This is a genomic window from Salinibacterium sp. SWN167 (genome assembly GCF_015864665.1).
Lineage (GTDB): Bacteria > Actinomycetota > Actinomycetes > Actinomycetales > Microbacteriaceae > Rhodoglobus.
In genome coordinates this window covers 1061273-1079122 of sequence record NZ_JADYWU010000001.1, presented here as the reverse complement: position 1 = coordinate 1079122, position 17850 = coordinate 1061273, and the positions used below count along the sequence as shown (strand labels likewise).

The 17850-nt window shown below is 59.2% G+C and carries 17 protein-coding genes; 8 read left to right on the top strand and 9 right to left on the bottom strand.

The features are described from left to right. Window positions 1–11: 11 nt before the first annotated feature. Genes I6E60_RS05175 through I6E60_RS05165 form a run of 3 tightly spaced genes read left to right on the top strand, consistent with a single transcriptional unit; the run spans window position 12 to window position 2703 of the window. The gene (locus I6E60_RS05175) at window positions 12–1679 is read left to right on the top strand and encodes a CDP-glycerol glycerophosphotransferase family protein (protein ID WP_197179147.1); all 1668 of its coding nucleotides are present in this window, start codon (window positions 12–14) and stop codon (window positions 1677–1679) included. After that, a complete protein-coding gene (locus I6E60_RS05170; RefSeq protein ID WP_197179145.1) occupies window positions 1676–2392 on the top strand; it encodes a 2-C-methyl-D-erythritol 4-phosphate cytidylyltransferase in 717 nt (238 codons plus the stop codon). The genes I6E60_RS05175 and I6E60_RS05170 overlap by 4 nt, the downstream gene beginning before the upstream one ends. Before the next feature lie 38 nt (window positions 2393–2430). After that, window positions 2431–2703: an HNH endonuclease signature motif containing protein gene (locus I6E60_RS05165; protein WP_197180030.1), complete on the top strand. Its 273-nt coding sequence runs from the start codon at window positions 2431–2433 to the stop codon at window positions 2701–2703. 110 nt (window positions 2704–2813) lie between these two features. Here the strand turns inward: I6E60_RS05165 and glf are convergent, their stop codons facing one another. From glf to I6E60_RS05150, 3 genes are read right to left on the bottom strand one after another with little or no spacing between them, the layout of a single operon-like run. Continuing rightward, a complete protein-coding gene (glf, locus tag I6E60_RS05160) occupies window positions 2814–3968 on the bottom strand; it encodes a UDP-galactopyranose mutase (RefSeq protein WP_197179143.1) in 1155 nt (384 codons plus the stop codon). Window positions 3969–3978: 10 nt separating this feature from the next. Beyond that, window positions 3979–4818: a glycosyltransferase gene (locus I6E60_RS05155; RefSeq protein WP_197179141.1), complete on the bottom strand. Its 840-nt coding sequence runs from the start codon at window positions 4816–4818 to the stop codon at window positions 3979–3981. Further along, window positions 4815–5771 (bottom strand): glycosyltransferase, encoded by a 957-nt coding sequence (locus I6E60_RS05150; RefSeq protein ID WP_197179139.1) that lies wholly within the window; start codon window positions 5769–5771, stop codon window positions 4815–4817. The genes I6E60_RS05155 and I6E60_RS05150 overlap by 4 nt, the downstream gene beginning before the upstream one ends. A gap of 149 nt (window positions 5772–5920) precedes the next feature. Between I6E60_RS05150 and I6E60_RS05145 the strand changes: the two genes are divergently transcribed. Together I6E60_RS05145 and I6E60_RS05140 are read left to right on the top strand one after the other, a co-directional pair. Further along, window positions 5921–7891, top strand: coding sequence for a DUF6541 family protein (locus I6E60_RS05145; RefSeq protein ID WP_197179137.1), 1971 nt, complete (start codon window positions 5921–5923; stop codon window positions 7889–7891). Window positions 7892–7907: 16 nt separating this feature from the next. After that, on the top strand, window positions 7908–9065 hold the full coding sequence (locus I6E60_RS05140; protein ID WP_231601130.1) for a glycosyltransferase family 1 protein: 1158 nt from the start codon (window positions 7908–7910) through the stop codon (window positions 9063–9065). A 32-nt stretch (window positions 9066–9097) separates the two neighbouring features. Here I6E60_RS05140 and I6E60_RS05135 read toward each other — a convergent pair whose 3' ends face one another. From I6E60_RS05135 to I6E60_RS05125, 3 genes are all read right to left on the bottom strand, one after another. Next, complete coding sequence (locus I6E60_RS05135) at window positions 9098–10402, bottom strand: LCP family protein (protein WP_197123545.1); 1305 nt, start codon at window positions 10400–10402, stop codon at window positions 9098–9100. Window positions 10403–10449: 47 nt separating this feature from the next. Beyond that, window positions 10450–10944, bottom strand: a complete 495-nt coding sequence (gene purE / locus I6E60_RS05130) for a 5-(carboxyamino)imidazole ribonucleotide mutase (RefSeq protein WP_197123543.1) — start codon at window positions 10942–10944, stop codon at window positions 10450–10452. Window positions 10945–11016: 72 nt separating this feature from the next. Next, window positions 11017–12129: a 5-(carboxyamino)imidazole ribonucleotide synthase gene (locus I6E60_RS05125; protein ID WP_197179135.1), complete on the bottom strand. Its 1113-nt coding sequence runs from the start codon at window positions 12127–12129 to the stop codon at window positions 11017–11019. Window positions 12130–12232: 103 nt separating this feature from the next. Between I6E60_RS05125 and I6E60_RS05120 the strand changes: the two genes are divergently transcribed. Beyond that, a complete protein-coding gene (locus I6E60_RS05120) occupies window positions 12233–12838 on the top strand; it encodes a GtrA family protein (RefSeq protein ID WP_197179133.1) in 606 nt (201 codons plus the stop codon). On the opposite strand, the gene I6E60_RS05115 is transcribed toward I6E60_RS05120, so the two are convergent. The 3 genes from I6E60_RS05115 to I6E60_RS05105 all read right to left on the bottom strand — a co-directional run bounded on the left by I6E60_RS05115 (window position 12737) and on the right by I6E60_RS05105 (window position 15442). Next, a complete protein-coding gene (locus I6E60_RS05115; protein WP_197179131.1) occupies window positions 12737–14038 on the bottom strand; it encodes a UDP-glucose/GDP-mannose dehydrogenase family protein in 1302 nt (433 codons plus the stop codon). The genes I6E60_RS05120 and I6E60_RS05115 overlap by 102 nt on opposite strands. Before the next feature lie 84 nt (window positions 14039–14122). Beyond that, the gene (locus tag I6E60_RS05110) at window positions 14123–14662 is read right to left on the bottom strand and encodes a PH domain-containing protein (protein ID WP_197179129.1); all 540 of its coding nucleotides are present in this window, start codon (window positions 14660–14662) and stop codon (window positions 14123–14125) included. 3 nt (window positions 14663–14665) lie between these two features. Further along, on the bottom strand, window positions 14666–15442 hold the full coding sequence (locus I6E60_RS05105) for a biotin--[acetyl-CoA-carboxylase] ligase (protein WP_197179128.1): 777 nt from the start codon (window positions 15440–15442) through the stop codon (window positions 14666–14668). A 153-nt stretch (window positions 15443–15595) separates the two neighbouring features. On the opposite strand from I6E60_RS05105, the gene I6E60_RS05100 reads away from it, so the two are divergent. Both I6E60_RS05100 and I6E60_RS14360 read left to right on the top strand, forming a co-directional pair. Then, window positions 15596–17167 (top strand): acyl-CoA carboxylase subunit beta, encoded by a 1572-nt coding sequence (locus tag I6E60_RS05100; RefSeq protein ID WP_197180027.1) that lies wholly within the window; start codon window positions 15596–15598, stop codon window positions 17165–17167. Beyond that, window positions 17164–17400: an acyl-CoA carboxylase epsilon subunit gene (locus tag I6E60_RS14360; RefSeq protein ID WP_197155263.1), complete on the top strand. Its 237-nt coding sequence runs from the start codon at window positions 17164–17166 to the stop codon at window positions 17398–17400. The genes I6E60_RS05100 and I6E60_RS14360 overlap by 4 nt, the downstream gene beginning before the upstream one ends. Window positions 17401–17850: the final 450 nt, after the last annotated feature.

The window sequence follows — 17850 nt, the reverse complement described above, 5'->3', positions numbered from 1 at the left end:
TTCGGGTCCAAATGACCATACGGGTGCTGCTGACCCAATGTGACAACGTACCGATGCGGAACGCTGAACAAAACATCACCTTCCAACTCGTCGACGGCCTGCGCACGCTGCCAGCACCGGCGACGTCAGAGGGTGCCGGTGTGTATGCATTACATCTCAACGTCACAGCCTTTGCGGGGCGCAGCGCGATACCCGATGGCACCTGGCGAATTCAAGCGCTCCTTGACAACCAGAGCGGACCGGTAGCTTCCTACGACGGTGGGGCGCTGGAACGCCTCGACGATGCATCACGCGTGTTTTTGTTCAATACAAACCAGTCGGCTCTGACCGTCTCCTACGACATCGCAGAGAACGCTAATCAGCTGGACTTTCTTTTACGCAGTTTTCTGCTGTCGCGCAGTCCAGCAACATCGGCGCATCCGCTATCTCCCAAGCGGTTGTACGAAAAATGTTTCGGTATGGCAGCCAAGCAGCATTACGCCCGCTGGATCTTTGACGCTTTTACACGCTTAGTCGGGCCGACGCCCGGACGGATACTCTTCGCGTCAGACCGACGTGGGAATACCGAAGGCAATCTCCAACGAGTCCACGAGCGCATGGTTGAGCGCGGGCTCGACAAGAAGTTTGACCTCCGAACTTCGTTTCGTCTTCCCCACACCACGCGTTGGTCTACAACGATCCACATTCTCTACCTCATCGCCACCAGCGAGATCGTGCTCCTCGACGACTACTTCCCCATGCTCGAAGGCCTCAAGGTCGACCGCAGGAAACGGATAATCCAGCTCTGGCACGCTGGCAGCGGGTTCAAGTCAGTTGGATTCAGCAGGTTCGGAAGGCAGGACTCGCCCAATCTCTGGGATGCGCACCGCTATTACACCTATGCGATCGCCGGATCAGTGAACCTTGTTCCGGTCTACGCCGAGGTGTTCGGGATCGAAGAGAGCGCGGTGATTCCCACCGGATTGCCCCGCGTGGATTTGTTCCTCGACGAAGAACGTACCCGCACGTTTGTCAGTGGTTTCTACTCGGCGCACCCCGAGCTGCGCGACAAACGCATTATCCTCTTTGCACCCACTTACCGCGGGTCTGACATCAAGACCGCATTCTACGATTACCGCCTCATCGATTTCGATGCGCTATACGAAGCGTGCGGTCCCGATACTGTGGTTCTGTTCCGTATGCATCACTTTGTTAAGAATGAAGTACCGATTCCGGAGCAACACCAGGAACATTTCTTCGACTTCACACACTTTGAAGACGGGCTAAGGCTTCTGCACGTTACCGACCTCTTGATCACCGACTACTCCTCGATCATCTACGAATACTCGCTCCTTGACCGACCCATGCTGTTCTTCGCGCCCGATGAAGTTAACTACGCAGCGGTGAATGGGTTTCACCGCCCCTACGATGAGACCGCGCCAGGGCGTGTCTGTACGACGTTCGAGGACCTCATCGATGCGATCTCTTCCCGAGAGTACGAGCAGTCGAAAGTCTCACGCTTCCGCGCAGAGAACTTCGACAGAATCGATACTGGAGCAGCCGACCGAGTGATCGATTGGCTCATCCTCGGCGATCCGCGTAACGCCCTTCACGAGAACTCAGCACAGGATGATGAACTCGCCGGTTATACCCACGAATCTAAGACCGTAGATTTGCCACAGGAGGATGAAAGAACTTGAATGTTGCAGTAATTTTTGCGGGTGGCATAGGTTCGCGGATGGCCTCGAAAACTGCGCTACCGAAACAGTTTCTTGAGATTCACGGGACGCCGATAATCGTGCACACCATCCAGCATTTTCAGGAACACCCAGAGATCGATCGGATCGCCGTGTCGATAGTGCCAGAGGGGCGCGAACACTTCGCGCGCTTGGTATCACAGTACGAGCTAACAAAAGTGAACTGGATCGTCGACGGCGGCTCAACGGGACAGGAATCACGTCACAAGGCGCTTCGCGCCGTTGCCAACGACGCGACCGGCGACACGGTCGTCCTGCTACACGACGGTGTGCGACCACTCATAAACGCGGACCTCATCACGGACAACATCCGCACGGTTCGTTCCTTGGGCCCGGCGATCACAAGCACGAAGATCGTTGAAACGGTCGTCTCGTCAGAACACGAAACAATCGACGAAGTGCTGCCACGAGACTTTCTCTACCTCGCCCAAGCACCGCAAAGTCTCCGGCTTGAGACAGCAATCGATATCTACGACCGAGCGGTCAGTGAGGGTGAAAACGACTCAATTGACACAGCCAGCCTCCTTCGCCGCTACGCGCACACGCTATATCGAGTCGATGGCCCTCGCTCGAACATCAAGATCACGACCGCCGAAGACTACTACGTGTGCCGCACGTTCTTTGATCTCTTGGAACGCAACCAAGTCGGAGCATAGCCGCTTGACCTGTCCGCACCACCGACTACCCCGCCTGCATTACATCCGCTTCAGACTGTGATCAGGGAAGTTCATTAGCACTCGCTCGAGATCAGCGCTGCAGGTTCCGCTCCCGCAATCGGGCATCCAGTCGAAGCGACATCGACCACACCACCGACGGGCATCACGGTGGCAAAACAGAGCCCGGAAACCTCGCTTGTCTATGTCGCAGGCATCACACGCTCAAACAATTCGGCGGCTGGAAAGTACGCCAGAAATCGCCCGGAGTACTCGAATGGACGAGCCCCGCCGGACGAATCATCACCGGCTAACCAGGCACCCGACCCGCCTTCACTGAAAACTAGAGTCGGACTCCGCGGGCTAGAGTCGGCTCAGCGAGCGAGCGAGCGCGCGAGCTAAGCGAACGGGAACGGAAAGGGGTTCAACGAGCGAGCACCGGTTTCAGCTTGTTCTCGAACATGCTCAGCGCTGACGCAATCGCCATGTGCATGTCGAGGTACTGGTACGTGCCCAAGCGGCCGCCGAAGAAGACGCCAGCCTCGGCATCCGCATGCTTGCGGTATCCCAAGAGTCGATCGCGATCCTCTGCCGTGTTCACCGGGTAGTACGGCTCATCATCGCGCTCCGCGAAACGCGAGAACTCGCGCATGATGACAGTCTTCTCTGACTGGTAGTTGCGCTCGGGGTGAAAATGACGGAACTCGTGGATGCGCGTGAATGGCACATCGGCATCCGCATAGTTCATGACGGGCGTGCCCTGGAAGTCTCCGACCTCAAGCACCTCTTGCTCAAAGTCGAGCGTGCGCCACGACAACTCGCCCTCGGCAAAGTCGAAGTAACGATCGATCGGGCCCGTGTACACAATCGGCACCTGGCCGACCATCGACTTCTTGTTGATGGGCTGAGTCTCGTCGAAAAAATCGGTATCGAGACGAACCTCGATGTTGGGGTGATCCGCCATCCGTTCGATCCACGCCGTGTAACCGTCAACGGGCAGACCCTCGTAGGTGTCGCTGAAGTAGTGGTTGTCGTAGCTGTAACGAACAGGAAGTCGGCTAATTACTTCGGCGGGCAACTCGGTCGGAGCCGTCTGCCACTGCTTCGCGGTGTAGTCGCGAATAAATGCTTCGTAAAGCGGGCGACCGATGAGCGAGATCGCTTTCTCTTCCAAGTTCTGTGGCTCAGCATCGCCCAGCTCTGACGCTTGCTCTGCCACGAGCGCGCGAGCAGCATCCGGCCCGAAAGCGGCGCGGAAGAACTGATTGATCGTGCCCAAGTTGATGGGAAGGGGAAAGACCTCACCACCATGATTGGTATATACCCGGTGCTGGTAGTCGGTGAACTGCGTGAACTTCGTCACGTAATCCCACACGTGCTTGTTTGAAGTGTGGAACAGGTGTGCCCCGTAACGGTGCACCTCAATGCCTGTCTCCGGCTCGACCTCGCTGTAGGCATTGCCACCAATGTGGGAGCGGCGATCAATGACCAAAACCTTGAGGCCCAGCTCATTCGCGGCGCGCTCCGCGATCGTGAGGCCAAAAAAGCCAGAACCAACAACGAGCAAATCAGGAGTCACAGTACAACCTTTATGAGTGGAAGCCGCGGGCAATAAACCGACGGTAAGCGATACGACGAATCGCGACGGGCACCAGACGGTAACCCCCGCGCACAATCACATTACGAACATTTTGCAACGGGGTGGTGAAGCCCAGCCTTCTAAATTCCCTTTGCAAACGCAACTCCGCCGATAGCTGGCCTAGCCCGCCACGCCGTGTGTACGCGCCAGCGCTTACGCGGTACATCACGAGAGCCTCTTGCAAATTTTCTACTCTGGCGCCGGAATCGATCATGCGCGCGAACAACCAGTAGTCCTCCATGAGGCCCACATCGATATAGCCACCCGCCGCTTTCACCGCAGAACGGCGATACATGACGGTCGGATGATTGAACGGATCATGAAAACGCGAATAGCGCTCAATCGCCTCTTGACCCTGCGGAGGAATCCGCTTGCCAATAACCGACCCATCATCTTCAGCGAACTCGAACATCGCTGTGCCCACTAGGTCGAGCCCACTCGCGATTGCTGCCCGCTGCTTTTCAAAGCGGGTCGGCAACGACACATCGTCGGCATCCATTCGGGCCACGACGTCGAAATTGCACTGAGCCAAGCCTGCCTCAAGGGCGCGCGCCAAACCACGGTTGTGTTTCAACACCAAGAGCGTGGTCGGGACCGTCGATGCTGCAATCAACTGCTGCATCATCGCAGAGAGTTCAGCAGACACCGGGCCATCCTGAACTATCACCACCTCAGTGGGAGGCAGCGTCTGGTCATCGACACAACTGCGGAACGCGCGCTCCAAAAAACTTGGCTTATCACCCGAATACACAGGTAAGAGCAAAGAGAAGTTGTGCTCGGCGGCGGTCACGCGCGATCCCTCGCTGCTTCAACCTGCGCAACGGCATCGGCAACCACGGTCAGGTCAGCGAAATAAGACTCATTCGACTTCGGACGAGTGCGCGATCCCTCGCTCAGCCCGCGACGCAGCCCGCTCCACAGCACGGGACGCTGCTGCGAGCGCCGAATCGTACGAATCCACCGTCGGATGCTCGACGCCCCGTACATCGCCTTCTCCCATGCCTTCAGTCCGCGGGAATGGCGCATGAGCCAGACCTTATTGCGCACCTCAAAGAAGAACCGCTCCCCCGGGTCGAGATCTGTGGAGCCAAGCAGCTTCGTCTTGTGCACCACAACGCTGGCAGGCACAAAGATTCCGAGGCTATCGCGCAACACTCGTGTAGAGAATTCGAAGTCATCATTCCAGATGAAGTAATCAGCTACCGGCAATCCCGCTTGTCGAACTGCTGACGCAGAAACGAACATTGAGACGAAAGATGAGCTGCGCACGGCTAGCGTGCCGGCCTGCACTGCTGCCGCACGTTCTGCCCGTGAGACGAACGGTTTTTCCCGCGGAGTGTTCATGGGATGGTCACGACCATCAGTCCAGATCACCCGAGAACCGGCGATCGATACGCCCGGCTGCGCTTCGACGGCCGACAATAATTCGGCTGCCGCTGACGCGGTGGGAATGGTGTCGTCATCCATCAGCCACAACCACGTCGGGTCGTGAACCTTGAGCGCGTGCGCCATACCGGCAGCAAAGCCGCCAGCGCCGCCAGTGTTGCGTTGCAATGTGACCAGATCGATGTCGGGAAAGTTGGCGCGAACCGCGTCGCCGGAGCCATCATCCGACGCATTATCGACAACAACGATGGCATCGAGGGCACGAGACTGTGTCGACAGGGCAGTGAGAGCTTCCATGAGAAGTTCGCGCCGGTTAAACGCCACTACCACCGCCACTACACGGGAAATCTGCGGCATTTTTTGTATCTCGATCTCACTGTCGCGAATGGAAGGGCAACACTCACTGTAGACGAGGTGCGCACGCTGCACACTTTACAGGCCGCCTCTGCATCCTGAAGATAGGATTGCCCAGTGAACAGCGACAAATCACCCATTGGAGGGCTCCAGTGAGCTGGTGGGACACCATCCCCGCTTTCTTCGTTGTAGTAGCGATCGGAATCGGCCCAGGGCTACTGCTGTCATCGGTGCTCGGGCTACGCGGAGTCGCGCTGCTGGGCTCCGCACCAGCGTTCTCCGTCACCACCGTGGCGCTTGCGTCAATCGCCGCGCCATTGATCGGTATCCCCTGGGGTCTCATACCGATCGGCGGGACCACTGCGGTACTCACTATCGTCGTCGTTTTATTCCGGATGCTGTGGCACCGACTGCGCCCCCGACCAGCGTTTCAGCATCCCCCCGTGCGACTGCTCACGTGGGCCGCACTCGGCACCGGAGTCGCCGCCCTCATCATTACTATTCGATTCATCGTTGCGTTCGGTGAGCCCGAAAACATCTCGCAGACCTACGACAACATTTTTCACCTCAACGCCCTGCGCTACGTGCTCGACACCGGAAACGCATCATCGCTCACTCTCGGCGGCCTGAATCTCGACAACCCGCAATCCGGCACCTTCTACCCGGCGGGCTGGCATGCCATCACCGCAGCCATCGCAAGCACCACTGGTGTCAGCATCCCTGTCGCGATCAACCTCGTCTCCATTCTTATCGGTGCCATCTATTGGCCGCTCGGCTGCGTCTTTCTTGCACGAACCATTCTTGGACCCCGTGCGATCGCCATCGTCGGTGCTGGAGTGCTGTCAGCCGCTTTCGGAGCATTCCCCTACAGGCTCATCGACTTCGGCGTTCTCTACCCCTACCTTCTCGGCATTAGCCTCCTGCCTGCAGCGCTCGCCTTCGCGGTAACCGCCGTCGGCATGAGCAACCACCCCGAGATGCGTAACTCGCGTGCGTGGTTTGCCCTACTCGGCGTCATTCCCGGAATCGCCCTCGCCCATCCCGGCGCCGCGATGGTATTCGTCGCCCTCAGCAGCGTGATCGTGGTGGTCGGCGCTCACCGCAGCTATAAGAGACTCAAGGCAGCCAACGCCGCACCGGCCAGGATGCGGGCGCTCATTGCCGCCACCATCGCCGTGCTGATCGCCTACATCGCCGCTTGGCTCATCGTTCGAGTCAGTGTTGTGTGGGAACCGACCGAGACCGCAGCTCAAGCTCTGGGCGAGGTGCTCACGAATGCCACCACCGGGCTTCCCATCGCCGTCGTTGCCACGGTCCTGGTCGTCATCGGTGCGCTACAACTCCGCCGCCGTCCCCACAACTATTGGCTCCTCTTCAATTTTGCACTCGTCGGAGTGCTCTATATCGCCGCAGCAGCAATGCCTCACTCGCTTCTGCAGTCACTACTTGTCGGCACGTGGTACGGCGACAGCTACCGCCTTGCTGCCGTGATGCCGGTCGTCGCGCTCCCGCTGGCCACACTCGGCCTTGTGGTGGTCTACGACACAATTCGTACACGCGCGCCGCAGCTCATCATCACCGCCACGACAAACAGGGAGGGCCGCCACCAGCGCGGGCTCGCCATCATTACCGTCGTGGTTGTGCTCCTCGCGACACAGGGCTACTCGCTGCACATCGCGACCGTTGAAGCCCGCAGCCAGTATGTCGTCGCCGAAGAACCTGCCAAAGAAGCTCCGCTATTGACAGAGGACGAACTAGACGTGCTGAACCACGTCGCTGATTACGTTCCCGAAGGAGCCATAGTCGCCGGAAACCCCTGGACAGGAGCCGGGCTTGTCTACGCCATCTCCGACCGCGAAGCTATGCTTCCGCACGTCAGCGGATTCGATACGGCAGAATCCCGCCTCATCGGCGAACACCTTCGCGATGCCGATCGTTACACTAGCGTGTGTGATGCTCTTGCGACCCTCGAAGTGGGGTATGCATTAGATTTCGGTACGCGCGAGATTCACGGAGACACACACGACTTTGGCGGACTCACTCGACTTGCGAGCTCCGACGCGGTAGAGCCGCTCTATACAAGCGGTGACGTGGGACTATACACAATTACCGCGTGCGAATAACAGACAAAGGAACCTTATGGCGATGACCACCCTGCGTGTAGTCCTCGATGACATAGCCGCGCCCGCATCGCGTAATCTGCGTCGCTACTCCGAAGAACTGATCAAGCAGCTCATTGTCAGCGCGCCCCCGAACTGTGAAGTCGCCGGCATCGTCTCTAACAACAGCACTAGCTCCGCAAAGATCGAGGAGACCTTCCCCGGCCTTGCGGAACTGACCACCCTGCGCTTGGGACACGACGCCCTCACGCGTGCGTGGCAGCATGGCGTGACAAGCATCCCCGCAACGCGCATGTCTGGCAAAGGCCTTATCCACTCTCCGAGCTTGTTCGCGCCCCTCTCCCGCCACGACCGGGTTAATGACGTTGGTACACAAACCGTAGTCACTGTCCACGATGTTCTCGCTTGGACCAGCCCTGAATCCATGAGCACGCGACAGGTGGCCTGGAACAAGGCCATGGCCAAACGAGCATTCAAATATGCGGATGCGATTGTGGTTACGAGCCATTCCGTTGCCGATGAGCTCAAAAACATCATGAACTTTGGCGAGCGAGTGCGCGTCATCCCAGGCGCAGCAACCGAACGGGTGAAACAACCTTTCAATGCGCCCGCTCGTGCACTCGCTCTGGAACTTCCCGAACGCTACATTTTGGCCACAGGAACACTCGCTCCTCACACCCGGCTGGATGCACTCATCCAAGCAATGGCACACCCTGATGCACCGGACATCCCCTTGCTCATCTCGGGACCGCCCGCCTGGGGCGAGAGAGACATTGCCAGCACTATCGCCGCCGCTGGCCTCAGCTCAGAACGCGTTCGATACCTTGGGGCGCTCGACGACAACGATCTTGCCGTTGCCCTCAACAGCGCCACCATCTTCGCCCACCCCGACAGTTCAGAAGGCTTCAGCCTTCCTGTTCTTGAAGCGTTCTCGCTCGGTACCCCCGTTGTGCATTCTGATGCCGCCGCTGTCGTCGAGCTCAGTGCAGACGCAGGAATTGCGGTTGCCCACGAAAGCGCAGACACCTACCCCGAACGGCTTGCCCAAGCTCTGGCCTCGGTTGCTAACGACAGCGAACTCGAACGCCAGCTCGGTTTTCGCGGCCTCGACCGCTCACACGTATTCACGTGGCGAGCCGCCGCCGATAAAGTGTGGCAACTGCATGCCGACCTGTAAGTCGGCACGCGCAGCCCTGCACTAGTAAGCGGCTACTCGGACTCGCTCTCGGCATCCGGAGTGCCAACGACCGATTCCGCGACGAGTTCACGGATGAGTTCGTAATCGGGGTTACCCACGTCAATCGTCGGCGGCGACAGCTCCAGCGTCGCAATCGGGAAATCTTGCGCGCCGCTGGCAAGTTCAGTAAACAGGCTGAGCATTACTGACGGGATATCTGTTGTCACTACCTGTTTGCCCGCATCCGCGACCGTACGGAACTTTGTCAAAATGTTTGCTGGTTCGAACTGCCGAAGGATAGCTTCCTGCACCTCACGTTGACGGAGCATCCGGTCATAGTCATTTGAACCGTGTCGTGCGCGGGCGTACCAAAGCGCTTCATACCCTCCAAGCACTCGTTCGCCAACCTCAACCCAGCCATCAACGTTAATGGGCTGACCATATTGATCTTCATCGCCGCCGATTGGTTGGCGTTCCGTCACATTGATCAGCACCCCGCCGAGCGCATCAATGAGATCATCAAAACCCTGCATATCGATCAGCACGTAGTACTGCAGGTCGAGCCCTGTGACTCCCTCAACAGCGTCGCGCATCGCCTCAACGCCGGCCGAACTATCATTCGCTTCAGCATCCGGGTACAACTCAGGATGCTCTTCACCGTAGGTGTAGAGGTAACTGATCAAGCATTCATCGCCGCAGTCATAGCCCGAGGGGAAATCCTGATACAACGGAGAACCCTCAACGAACGGGATGAACTCGAGGTTGCGAGGGATACCGATGAGGGTGGTTTCCCCCGTCTCTGCATCGACGCTGGCAATCGAAATGCTGTCTGGACGAAGCCCAACCCGGTCGGGCCCAGCATCCCCACCAAGAAGCAGGATGTTGTAACGGCCATCAGTCGGTGGTGCGTAATCCGCGCTCGTGAAAACCTCAGTGATAGTTGACCGCGCTGAGTCAACAATGTTGACCGCGGCCACCGCCACACCGGAATAGGCGACTAAAGCGATGAGTGAGAACGCCACCACAAAGGGGCGCGCACCGACGCTAGCTCTCTTTACTTGGGCAAGACGCAGCGAATCCACCGCGAGAACAATCCACAGAATCACGTAGGCAATCAGCACCACTTCGATGACCGCGAGAACAAAAACGTTGGTGACCGCAGCGAGGAAGAGTTCGCGAAACCAAAAAAACAAAACGAATGCAAGAATCGCCAGCACCCACAACAGCGCTGTAACAACAACCGCAAAACGACCAAGCTTGCGACTACCCGCCAGCATTTGGGCCGAACCGGGCACGAAAACGTTCAGCGCGACCAGCCACCATGCACGGCGGGTCATCGTTGGCGCGGAACCTAAATCGGGCGCCCGCAACGAGGATGTTGTGCTCACAGCAGCAGCTGTAAAGCAGCGTTCTTGTCGGCGACCATCGCCTCGAGACCGCGTGCATAGTCCTCGAGCTTCGTCGCTACAGCAGCATCAGTTGCGCCAATAATGCGCAGCGCGAGGAGGCCAGCGTTGGTAGCGCCGCCGATCGAGACCGTCGCGACGGGGATGCCAGCGGGCATCTGCACGATAGAGAGCAACGAATCAAGACCGTCGAGCTTCGCCAACGGAACAGGAACACCCACTACAGGCAACGTCGTCACCGAGGCCACCATGCCAGGAAGATGGGCAGCGCCACCGGCTCCCGCAATGATCACTCGCACGCCGCGCGACGCCGCCTGCCTGCCAAATTCGATCATTCGTTCAGGGGTGCGGTGGGCAGACACGACTTCGACCTCGTAAGAGACGTCGAACTCAGCCACGATATCGGCTGCACCCTTCATCACTGACCAATCGGAATCTGATCCCATGACAATCGAAACGAGCGGTGAAGACATAGGAGGATACTATCTTCCTGCTCCCGAGGAGTTGCCTTCAACACACGGCGCACTAATGGCGCACGGGAGAAATTACTCGAACTCTGCAGCGGCAGCCCGAGCAGCGCTGCGCACAGAATCAAGATCTGCGCCCGACGCCGTGACGTGCCCCACCTTGCGGCCAGGTCGCGACTGCTTCGAATAGTCGTGAATTTTGATCGCCGGCGAAGCCACGGTCGCCGCGGCAATCCGCTCATGCATTTCTTGCCCGACCGGACCACCCAAAATGTTCACCATTACCGACCACTTGTCGCGTGCCGCAGTGGCTCCGAGCGGAAGGTCAAGCACCGCACGAAGGTGCTGTTCGAACTGGCTTGTCTGGCATCCATCGATGCTCCAATGGCCTGTGTTGTGCGGACGCATCGCAAGCTCATTAATGAGGATTCGACCATCGCTGGTTTCGAACAGTTCGACGGCGAGCACTCCGGTGACGTCGAGACCTTCAGCGATAGTGCGGGCAATCGCCCCAGCCTGCTCCGCAAGCGCTGTGCTCAGGTCCGGAGCCGGCGCCACTACCTCGGCACACACGCTATTGCGCTGGATGCTCTCGACCACGGGCCACAAGGCAACGTCACCCGAAGGGTTGCGGGCAACGGACTGCGCCAATTCACGGCGGAAGTCGACGAGCTCCTCGATCAAGAGCTCACCATCAGTCAGCCACTGTGCGGCGTCCGCGCCTGCACGCACGATCAGAACACCCTTGCCGTCATAGCCGCCGCGAGGAGTCTTGAGAACACCCACCCCATTGTGCGCCGCAAGAAAGTCGTCGACGTCGCCCACACTGGCGACCCGCGCCCACGCCGGCATTGGCAAGCCCAATTCCGCGAGGCGTTCGCGCATCTGCAGTTTGTCTTGGGCAAAAAGCAACGCATGGGGGCCAGGATGCACGGCTATGCCGTCAGCAACCAGTGCCTTCAATACATCCTGAGGAACGTGCTCATGGTCGAATGTCACGACATCAACTTGTCGCGCGAAAGCCAGCACCTGCGCGATGGAACGGTAGTCGCCGACAGCCGTCGCGGCCAGATTGGCCGGAGATCCTTCGGCTTCAGCAAGCACTCGAATGTCGATGCCTAAATTGAGAGCAGGAGGAATCATCATGCGGGCCAATTGGCCTCCACCGATTACACCGACTTTTACTGACATGATCTCTCCAGAGTTAGCGCTGACTGATTTTCAGGATTGCGCAAGATTTCGCAGCTAGAATTTCACCGCTTCTTCTATCTTTGCTTATCGACCGGGCGGATTCGTGCGTTTACTCATTACCCAGTTGAGCCGCTTCGGGCTCGTTGGCAGCGTTGGACTCGTGATCGACGTCGTCATCTTCAACATTTTGCGCACCACAATCCTTGCGCCCGAAGTTCTGCATGAGGGACCAGTACTCGCCAAGGTCGCATCCACTGCGGTCGCCATCGTCGCCAACTGGCTCGGCAATCGCTACTGGACTTTTCGACGCACCAAGCTTCAACATCCTGTTCGCGAAGGCCTCAAATTCGGGCTAGTAAGCCTCGGCGGCATTCTGATTGGTCTGAGCTGCCTCGTCGTGTCGCATTACGTGCTCGGCTTCACTTCGCTGTTAGCCGACAATATCTCCAGCAACGTGATCGGGCTTGTTCTCGGCACCGTCTTCCGTTTTTGGGGATACCGCACGTGGGTCTTTGTGCAAGAGCCGCTCAACGACAAGCTGTCCACGGCAGCACCCGCTGCCACAACCACCGGTGTCGCGGCACCCGCCGCCACAACCGGTGCCGCGCTAGGGACGACCGAGCGCGCGATAGGTCCAGCCGGCCTCTCGCCACTGCACCGGGTCCAGGCAGTTTCGCCCGTCGAGGATCGCGCGCACCGAAACGATTGAGTCCAGCGTGCTCGGATCAATGGCACGGTACTCGCGCCATTCGGTGAGCACGAGGACGACATCGGCATCCTTCGCCGCTTCTTCGACCGTAGTGACGTAATCGAGTCCAGGACGTAGCCGCCGCGACGTCTCGATTGCCTGCGGGTCAGTCGCGCGAACGTGAGCCCCAAGCTCTGCAAGTCGCGCCGCCACGTCGAGCGCGGGAGAATCCCGAACGTCATCAGAGTCAGGTTTGAAAGCGAGACCCAACACAGCCACCCGCGCGCCCTCGATGGTCCCGCCAAGCACCTCACGGCACAGATCAACCATGCGTTCGCGTCGGCGAAGATTAATCGCGTCTACCTCGCCCAAGAAGCTCAGGGCATCGCCAGCACCGAGCTCTGAGGCACGAGCCATGAAAGCGCGGATGTCCTTGGGGAGACAGCCGCCGCCGAAACCGAGACCGGCGTTCAAGAAACGACGACCGATGCGCTGGTCGTAGCCGATGGCATCCGCGAGTTGCGTAACGTCGGCACCCGTGACTTCAGCCACTTCTGCCATGGCATTGATGAACGAAATTTTGGTGGCGAGAAACGCGTTCGCTGCGACCTTGACAAGTTCAGATGTCGCGTAGTCGGTGACAACCCGCGGGATGTTCTGGGCCAAGACGCTGGCGTAAACCTCGTCAAGAGCAGAGACAGAGTGCGTGTCTTCGGGGCGGACCCCATAAACGAGACGGTCAGGACTGATGGTGTCCTTCACCGCGTAGCCTTCGCGCAAGAACTCAGGGTTCCACGCCAGATGAGCGCCAACGGCCTCGATTCGAAGAGCAAGGCGCTCCGCTGTGCCCACAGGCACCGTGGACTTGCCAACAACGACGTCGCCCACGGAGAGATGCGGAATAATCGCGTCGAATGCAGCTTCGACAAAGCGTAAGTCGGCAGCGTTCGAGTCGGCTTGTTGCGGAGTACCGACCGCAATGAAATGCACCGTCGCCCCCTCGGCCAGACTCATGTCGGTAGTAAAGCTGAGCGTGCCCGCGGCGAGCGTTTCGGCGAGCAGTTCGGGCAACCCTGGTTCATAAAACGGCGCGTGCGCCGACGACAATAGCGCGACTTTCGCCGCATCAATGTCAATACCAACGACCTCATGGCCGAGCTTTGCGAGAGATGAGGCGTGGACGGCACCGAGGTACCCGCATCCGATAACTGAGATCTTCACGTTGCGCACCCTATCTGATGAGAGTTGACGCCGAGTAAATTGCCCAGGCGGATGCCGCGAGAGCGTCGTCTGCGAGGGTGCGTTTTAGCGTGTTCCCCACACGGCGGTCTCGTCTGACGCCTGCGATTCTTCGCGCTGCCGACGCAGCGAAACCACGTTTTGGTTGTTCTCCATGAGATCGTGCAGTGCTGCTTGAGTAAGGGCGACCGAGGGAATATCGCGCAGCACCACGGGGTGATCGTGGCCGGCGTTGATCAGCAGATCGCCGCTGCCGAACATCCGCTGAACCCAGGATTGACGCACGGTGACGTCGTAGCCGCGACTGTGCAGCAGCTCTTGGCGGATGCGCACGAAGACACCGCTGGAGAGCACCACGCGACGCGTCGTGATCGTGTAGTTGCGGGCAAGCCAGCCGAAGAAGGGCAAGAACCACGCGACAATGATGACGAGCAGCCCGGCGGTGAGAAGAGCAAGGTTCTGCCAATTCTCCGGGAAACTACCAAAGAAGTAGCCGAGCGCTCCCGCTGTCGCCACAAAGACGATTCCTGGGAGAGTCAGTGCGCGCGCGTGAGAGCGAACGCGGGCAACAATGGCCTCGCGCTGAACGCTCATCTCATTCGGCATAGATCATTCATACCGCAGGTGAGTGACGTCGCCTGCCGCGACGTGCTGCCGGAGCCCGTTCGCATCGTCGATAACCACGAGTTGGCCCCGGTCGTCGACGGTTTCGGCGGTTCCAAAGATTCGGGCGCCGCCGGGCAGCTCGACCCGCACGCGACGACCGATAGTCCCGCACTCAGCGCGCACCGCAGCCGCAATTCCGCTGGGCACTGCATCAAGTCCAGCAGCGCTGAACTGGGTCATAAGTTGCGTGAGCTCGGTGAGGTACCGGCTCAGCGCCTCATCAAGGCCGGGCTCGGCCCCTTCCAGAGCGAGAGAGGTGGAAACGGATGTCGGGAGCTCGTCGCGCTCGATCGTGAGGTTCAATCCCGCTCCCACGACCACTCCTGTGCCGCCCGCCACGAGTTCAGAAAGCAATCCCGACACCTTCAGGCCTTCGATCTGCACGTCATTGGGCCACTTGAGGGTGACCTCGCGGTCGGTGACGAGGCTGCGCACGGCGCGTGCCATCGCCAATCCGCCCATGAGCGGCATCCACGACAGAGCTTCAATGGGGGCACCCTCGGGTGCGACGAGCACGGAAACGGCGAATGTTTTACCGGGAGGCGCCACCCATTCCCGCCCCAAGCGTCCGCGACCCGCCGTCTGATTGGTGGTCACGAGCGCCGACAGATGTTCGGCATCCCCCCGAGCGGCGCGCGTGAGGAGCTCTTTGTTCGTCGAGCCGATTTCATCGACGTGCTCAAGCAGCGGCAGAACGGCGGTACTCAATGGCAAGTGCATCGCTTCAGCGTAGAGCGCTGCAGCACCCCAGAGATGCCGTCTCTAGTGTTTCCTCAATGAAACCGGCCTGAAACTTGTGGGTTCCGCCAACCCCACAAGCGGTGGATGGGTGGGTAAAGTGACACAGTGACCGAAGACAACTCGACTCCAGACATGTTCACGACCGCCGGCCGGATCGCCGATCTTAAGAACCGCTATCACGAGGCCGTGACGGCCAGTGGCGACGCGGCTATTGAAAAGCAGCACGCTAAGGGCAAGATGACCGCCCGCGAGCGCATCGAGCAGTTGCTTGATCACGGATCGTTCGTCGAGCTCGATGAGTTCGTTCGTCACCGCACCCACGCCTTCGGCATGGAAAAGAAGCGTCCCTATGGTGACGCTGTTGTGACGGGCGTTGGCACGATCCACGGTCGCCAGGTCGCGGTTTACGCTCAAGACTTCACCATCTTTGGTGGTTCGTTGGGCGAGGTCGCCGGCGAGAAGATCATCAAGGTCATGGACCACGCGATGAAGACGGGTGTTCCCATCATCGGCATGCTCGACTCCGGTGGAGCCCGCATTCAGGAGGGCGTTGTTGCTCTCGGCAAGTACGGCGAGATCTTCCGCCGCAACACCCAAGCTTCGGGTGTCATCCCTCAGATTTCGATCATCATGGGTCCGGCTGCCGGTGGCGCCGTGTACTCCCCCGCCCTCACCGATTTCGTGATTATGGTCGATAAGACCAGCCAGATGTTCGTGACCGGCCCCGATGTGATCAAGACTGTCACCGGCGAAGATGTGGGCATGGAAGAGCTCGGTGGCGCTCTCACCCACAACAAGGTGTCGGGTGTCGCTCACTACCTTGCTAGTGATGAAGCGGATGCTCTCGACTACGCCCGCACGCTCGTCGGCTTCCTGCCCGACAACAACATGTCGGATGCTCCCATCTATGAGAGCGAAGTTGAGCTCGAGATCACGGATGAGGATCGCAAACTCAACGCGATCATCCCCGACAGCCCCAACCAGCCCTATGACGTGAAGACGATCATTGAGCACATCGTCGACAACGGCGACTTCCTCGAGACTCAGCCTCTCTTCGCCCCCAACATCGTTGTCGGCTTCGGTCGCGTTGAGGGCCGCTCAGTGGGCATCGTCGCCAACCAACCGCAGGCGATGGCCGGAACGCTCAATATCGAGGCCGGCGAAAAAGCGTCACGCTTCGTGCGCTTCTGCGACGCGTTCAGCATCCCGATCCTCACTCTCGTTGATGTTCCCGGCTACCTGCCGGGCACCGACCAGGAGTGGACCGGTGTTATCCGTCGTGGCGCCAAGCTCCTCTACGCCTACGCCGAAGCAACAGTGCCTCTCGTCACCGTCATTACTCGCAAGGCGTACGGCGGGGCCTACATCGTCATGGGATCCAAGCAGTTGGGCGCAGACCTCAACTACGCGTGGCCGACTGCTGAGATCGCCGTCATGGGTGGCCAAGGCGCCGTCAACATCCTGTACCGCGGTGAGATCAAGGCCGCCGAGGCCGCTGGTGAGGATGTCGCAGCCGTGCGCACTCGCCTCGCCAACGAATACACCTACAACGTTGCCAGCCCGTTCCTCGCGGCAGAGCGCGGCGAGCTCGACGGCGTTATTGAGCCCGCTGCTACTCGTGTGCAGGTCGTGAAGGCGTTGCGGGCTCTGCGCACCAAGCGCGCGAGCATGCCGCCCAAGAAGCACGGAAACATTCCGCTGTGAACGGCAAGCACAGGCAGGAGGAGCCTGCAGACATCCGCATCGTTTCCGCCAATGTCTCTGCTGACGAGGTCGCGGCGGTTACGGCGGTCGTGCGGGCTGCCCTGCTGGAATCAGCAGAACTTGCGGGAGCCGACGAAACCGCCCCGATCACGGCGTGGGCCCGCAGTCAACGACCGATTCGGCAACCGCTCTCTCGCGGTCCTGGGGCTTGGAATGCGAGCGCCCGCCGCTAGCAACGGTGCTTTTGCGCCGTGTTTCGACGAAAACATGTGGTTTCGTAGTCGTACCCCGTTCGCGGGGTGCGGAATTCGTCGAAAACTGTATATTCGGGCTACTTTGTCACCTGAATTCACAAATTGTCCCCCGAGAGTCCCCCTAAAAACCGACTTTGTTAGTTGTTTGCATGATGCAGAATATTAACTGCTAGGTGGATCTCCATAGGAGTTACACCGCCAAAGGTTGGCCGACTAGGGTAAGCGGGCCAATTCTTTGGGGGCGGATCAGGACGATATTCGGGTTATCGTCCTGATCCGGGTTCTAGCGAAGGACCGGAGAAGTGCTTCTTATAGCCACTCCGGTCCTTCCGCCTTTAACCGGCTAATGAGCTGCGTTCGGTGTGAGGCCCGTCCGTGCAGGTTCAGATAGCGTTCGCCTGTCGGATCGAACAGCGAATCACCCAGCGC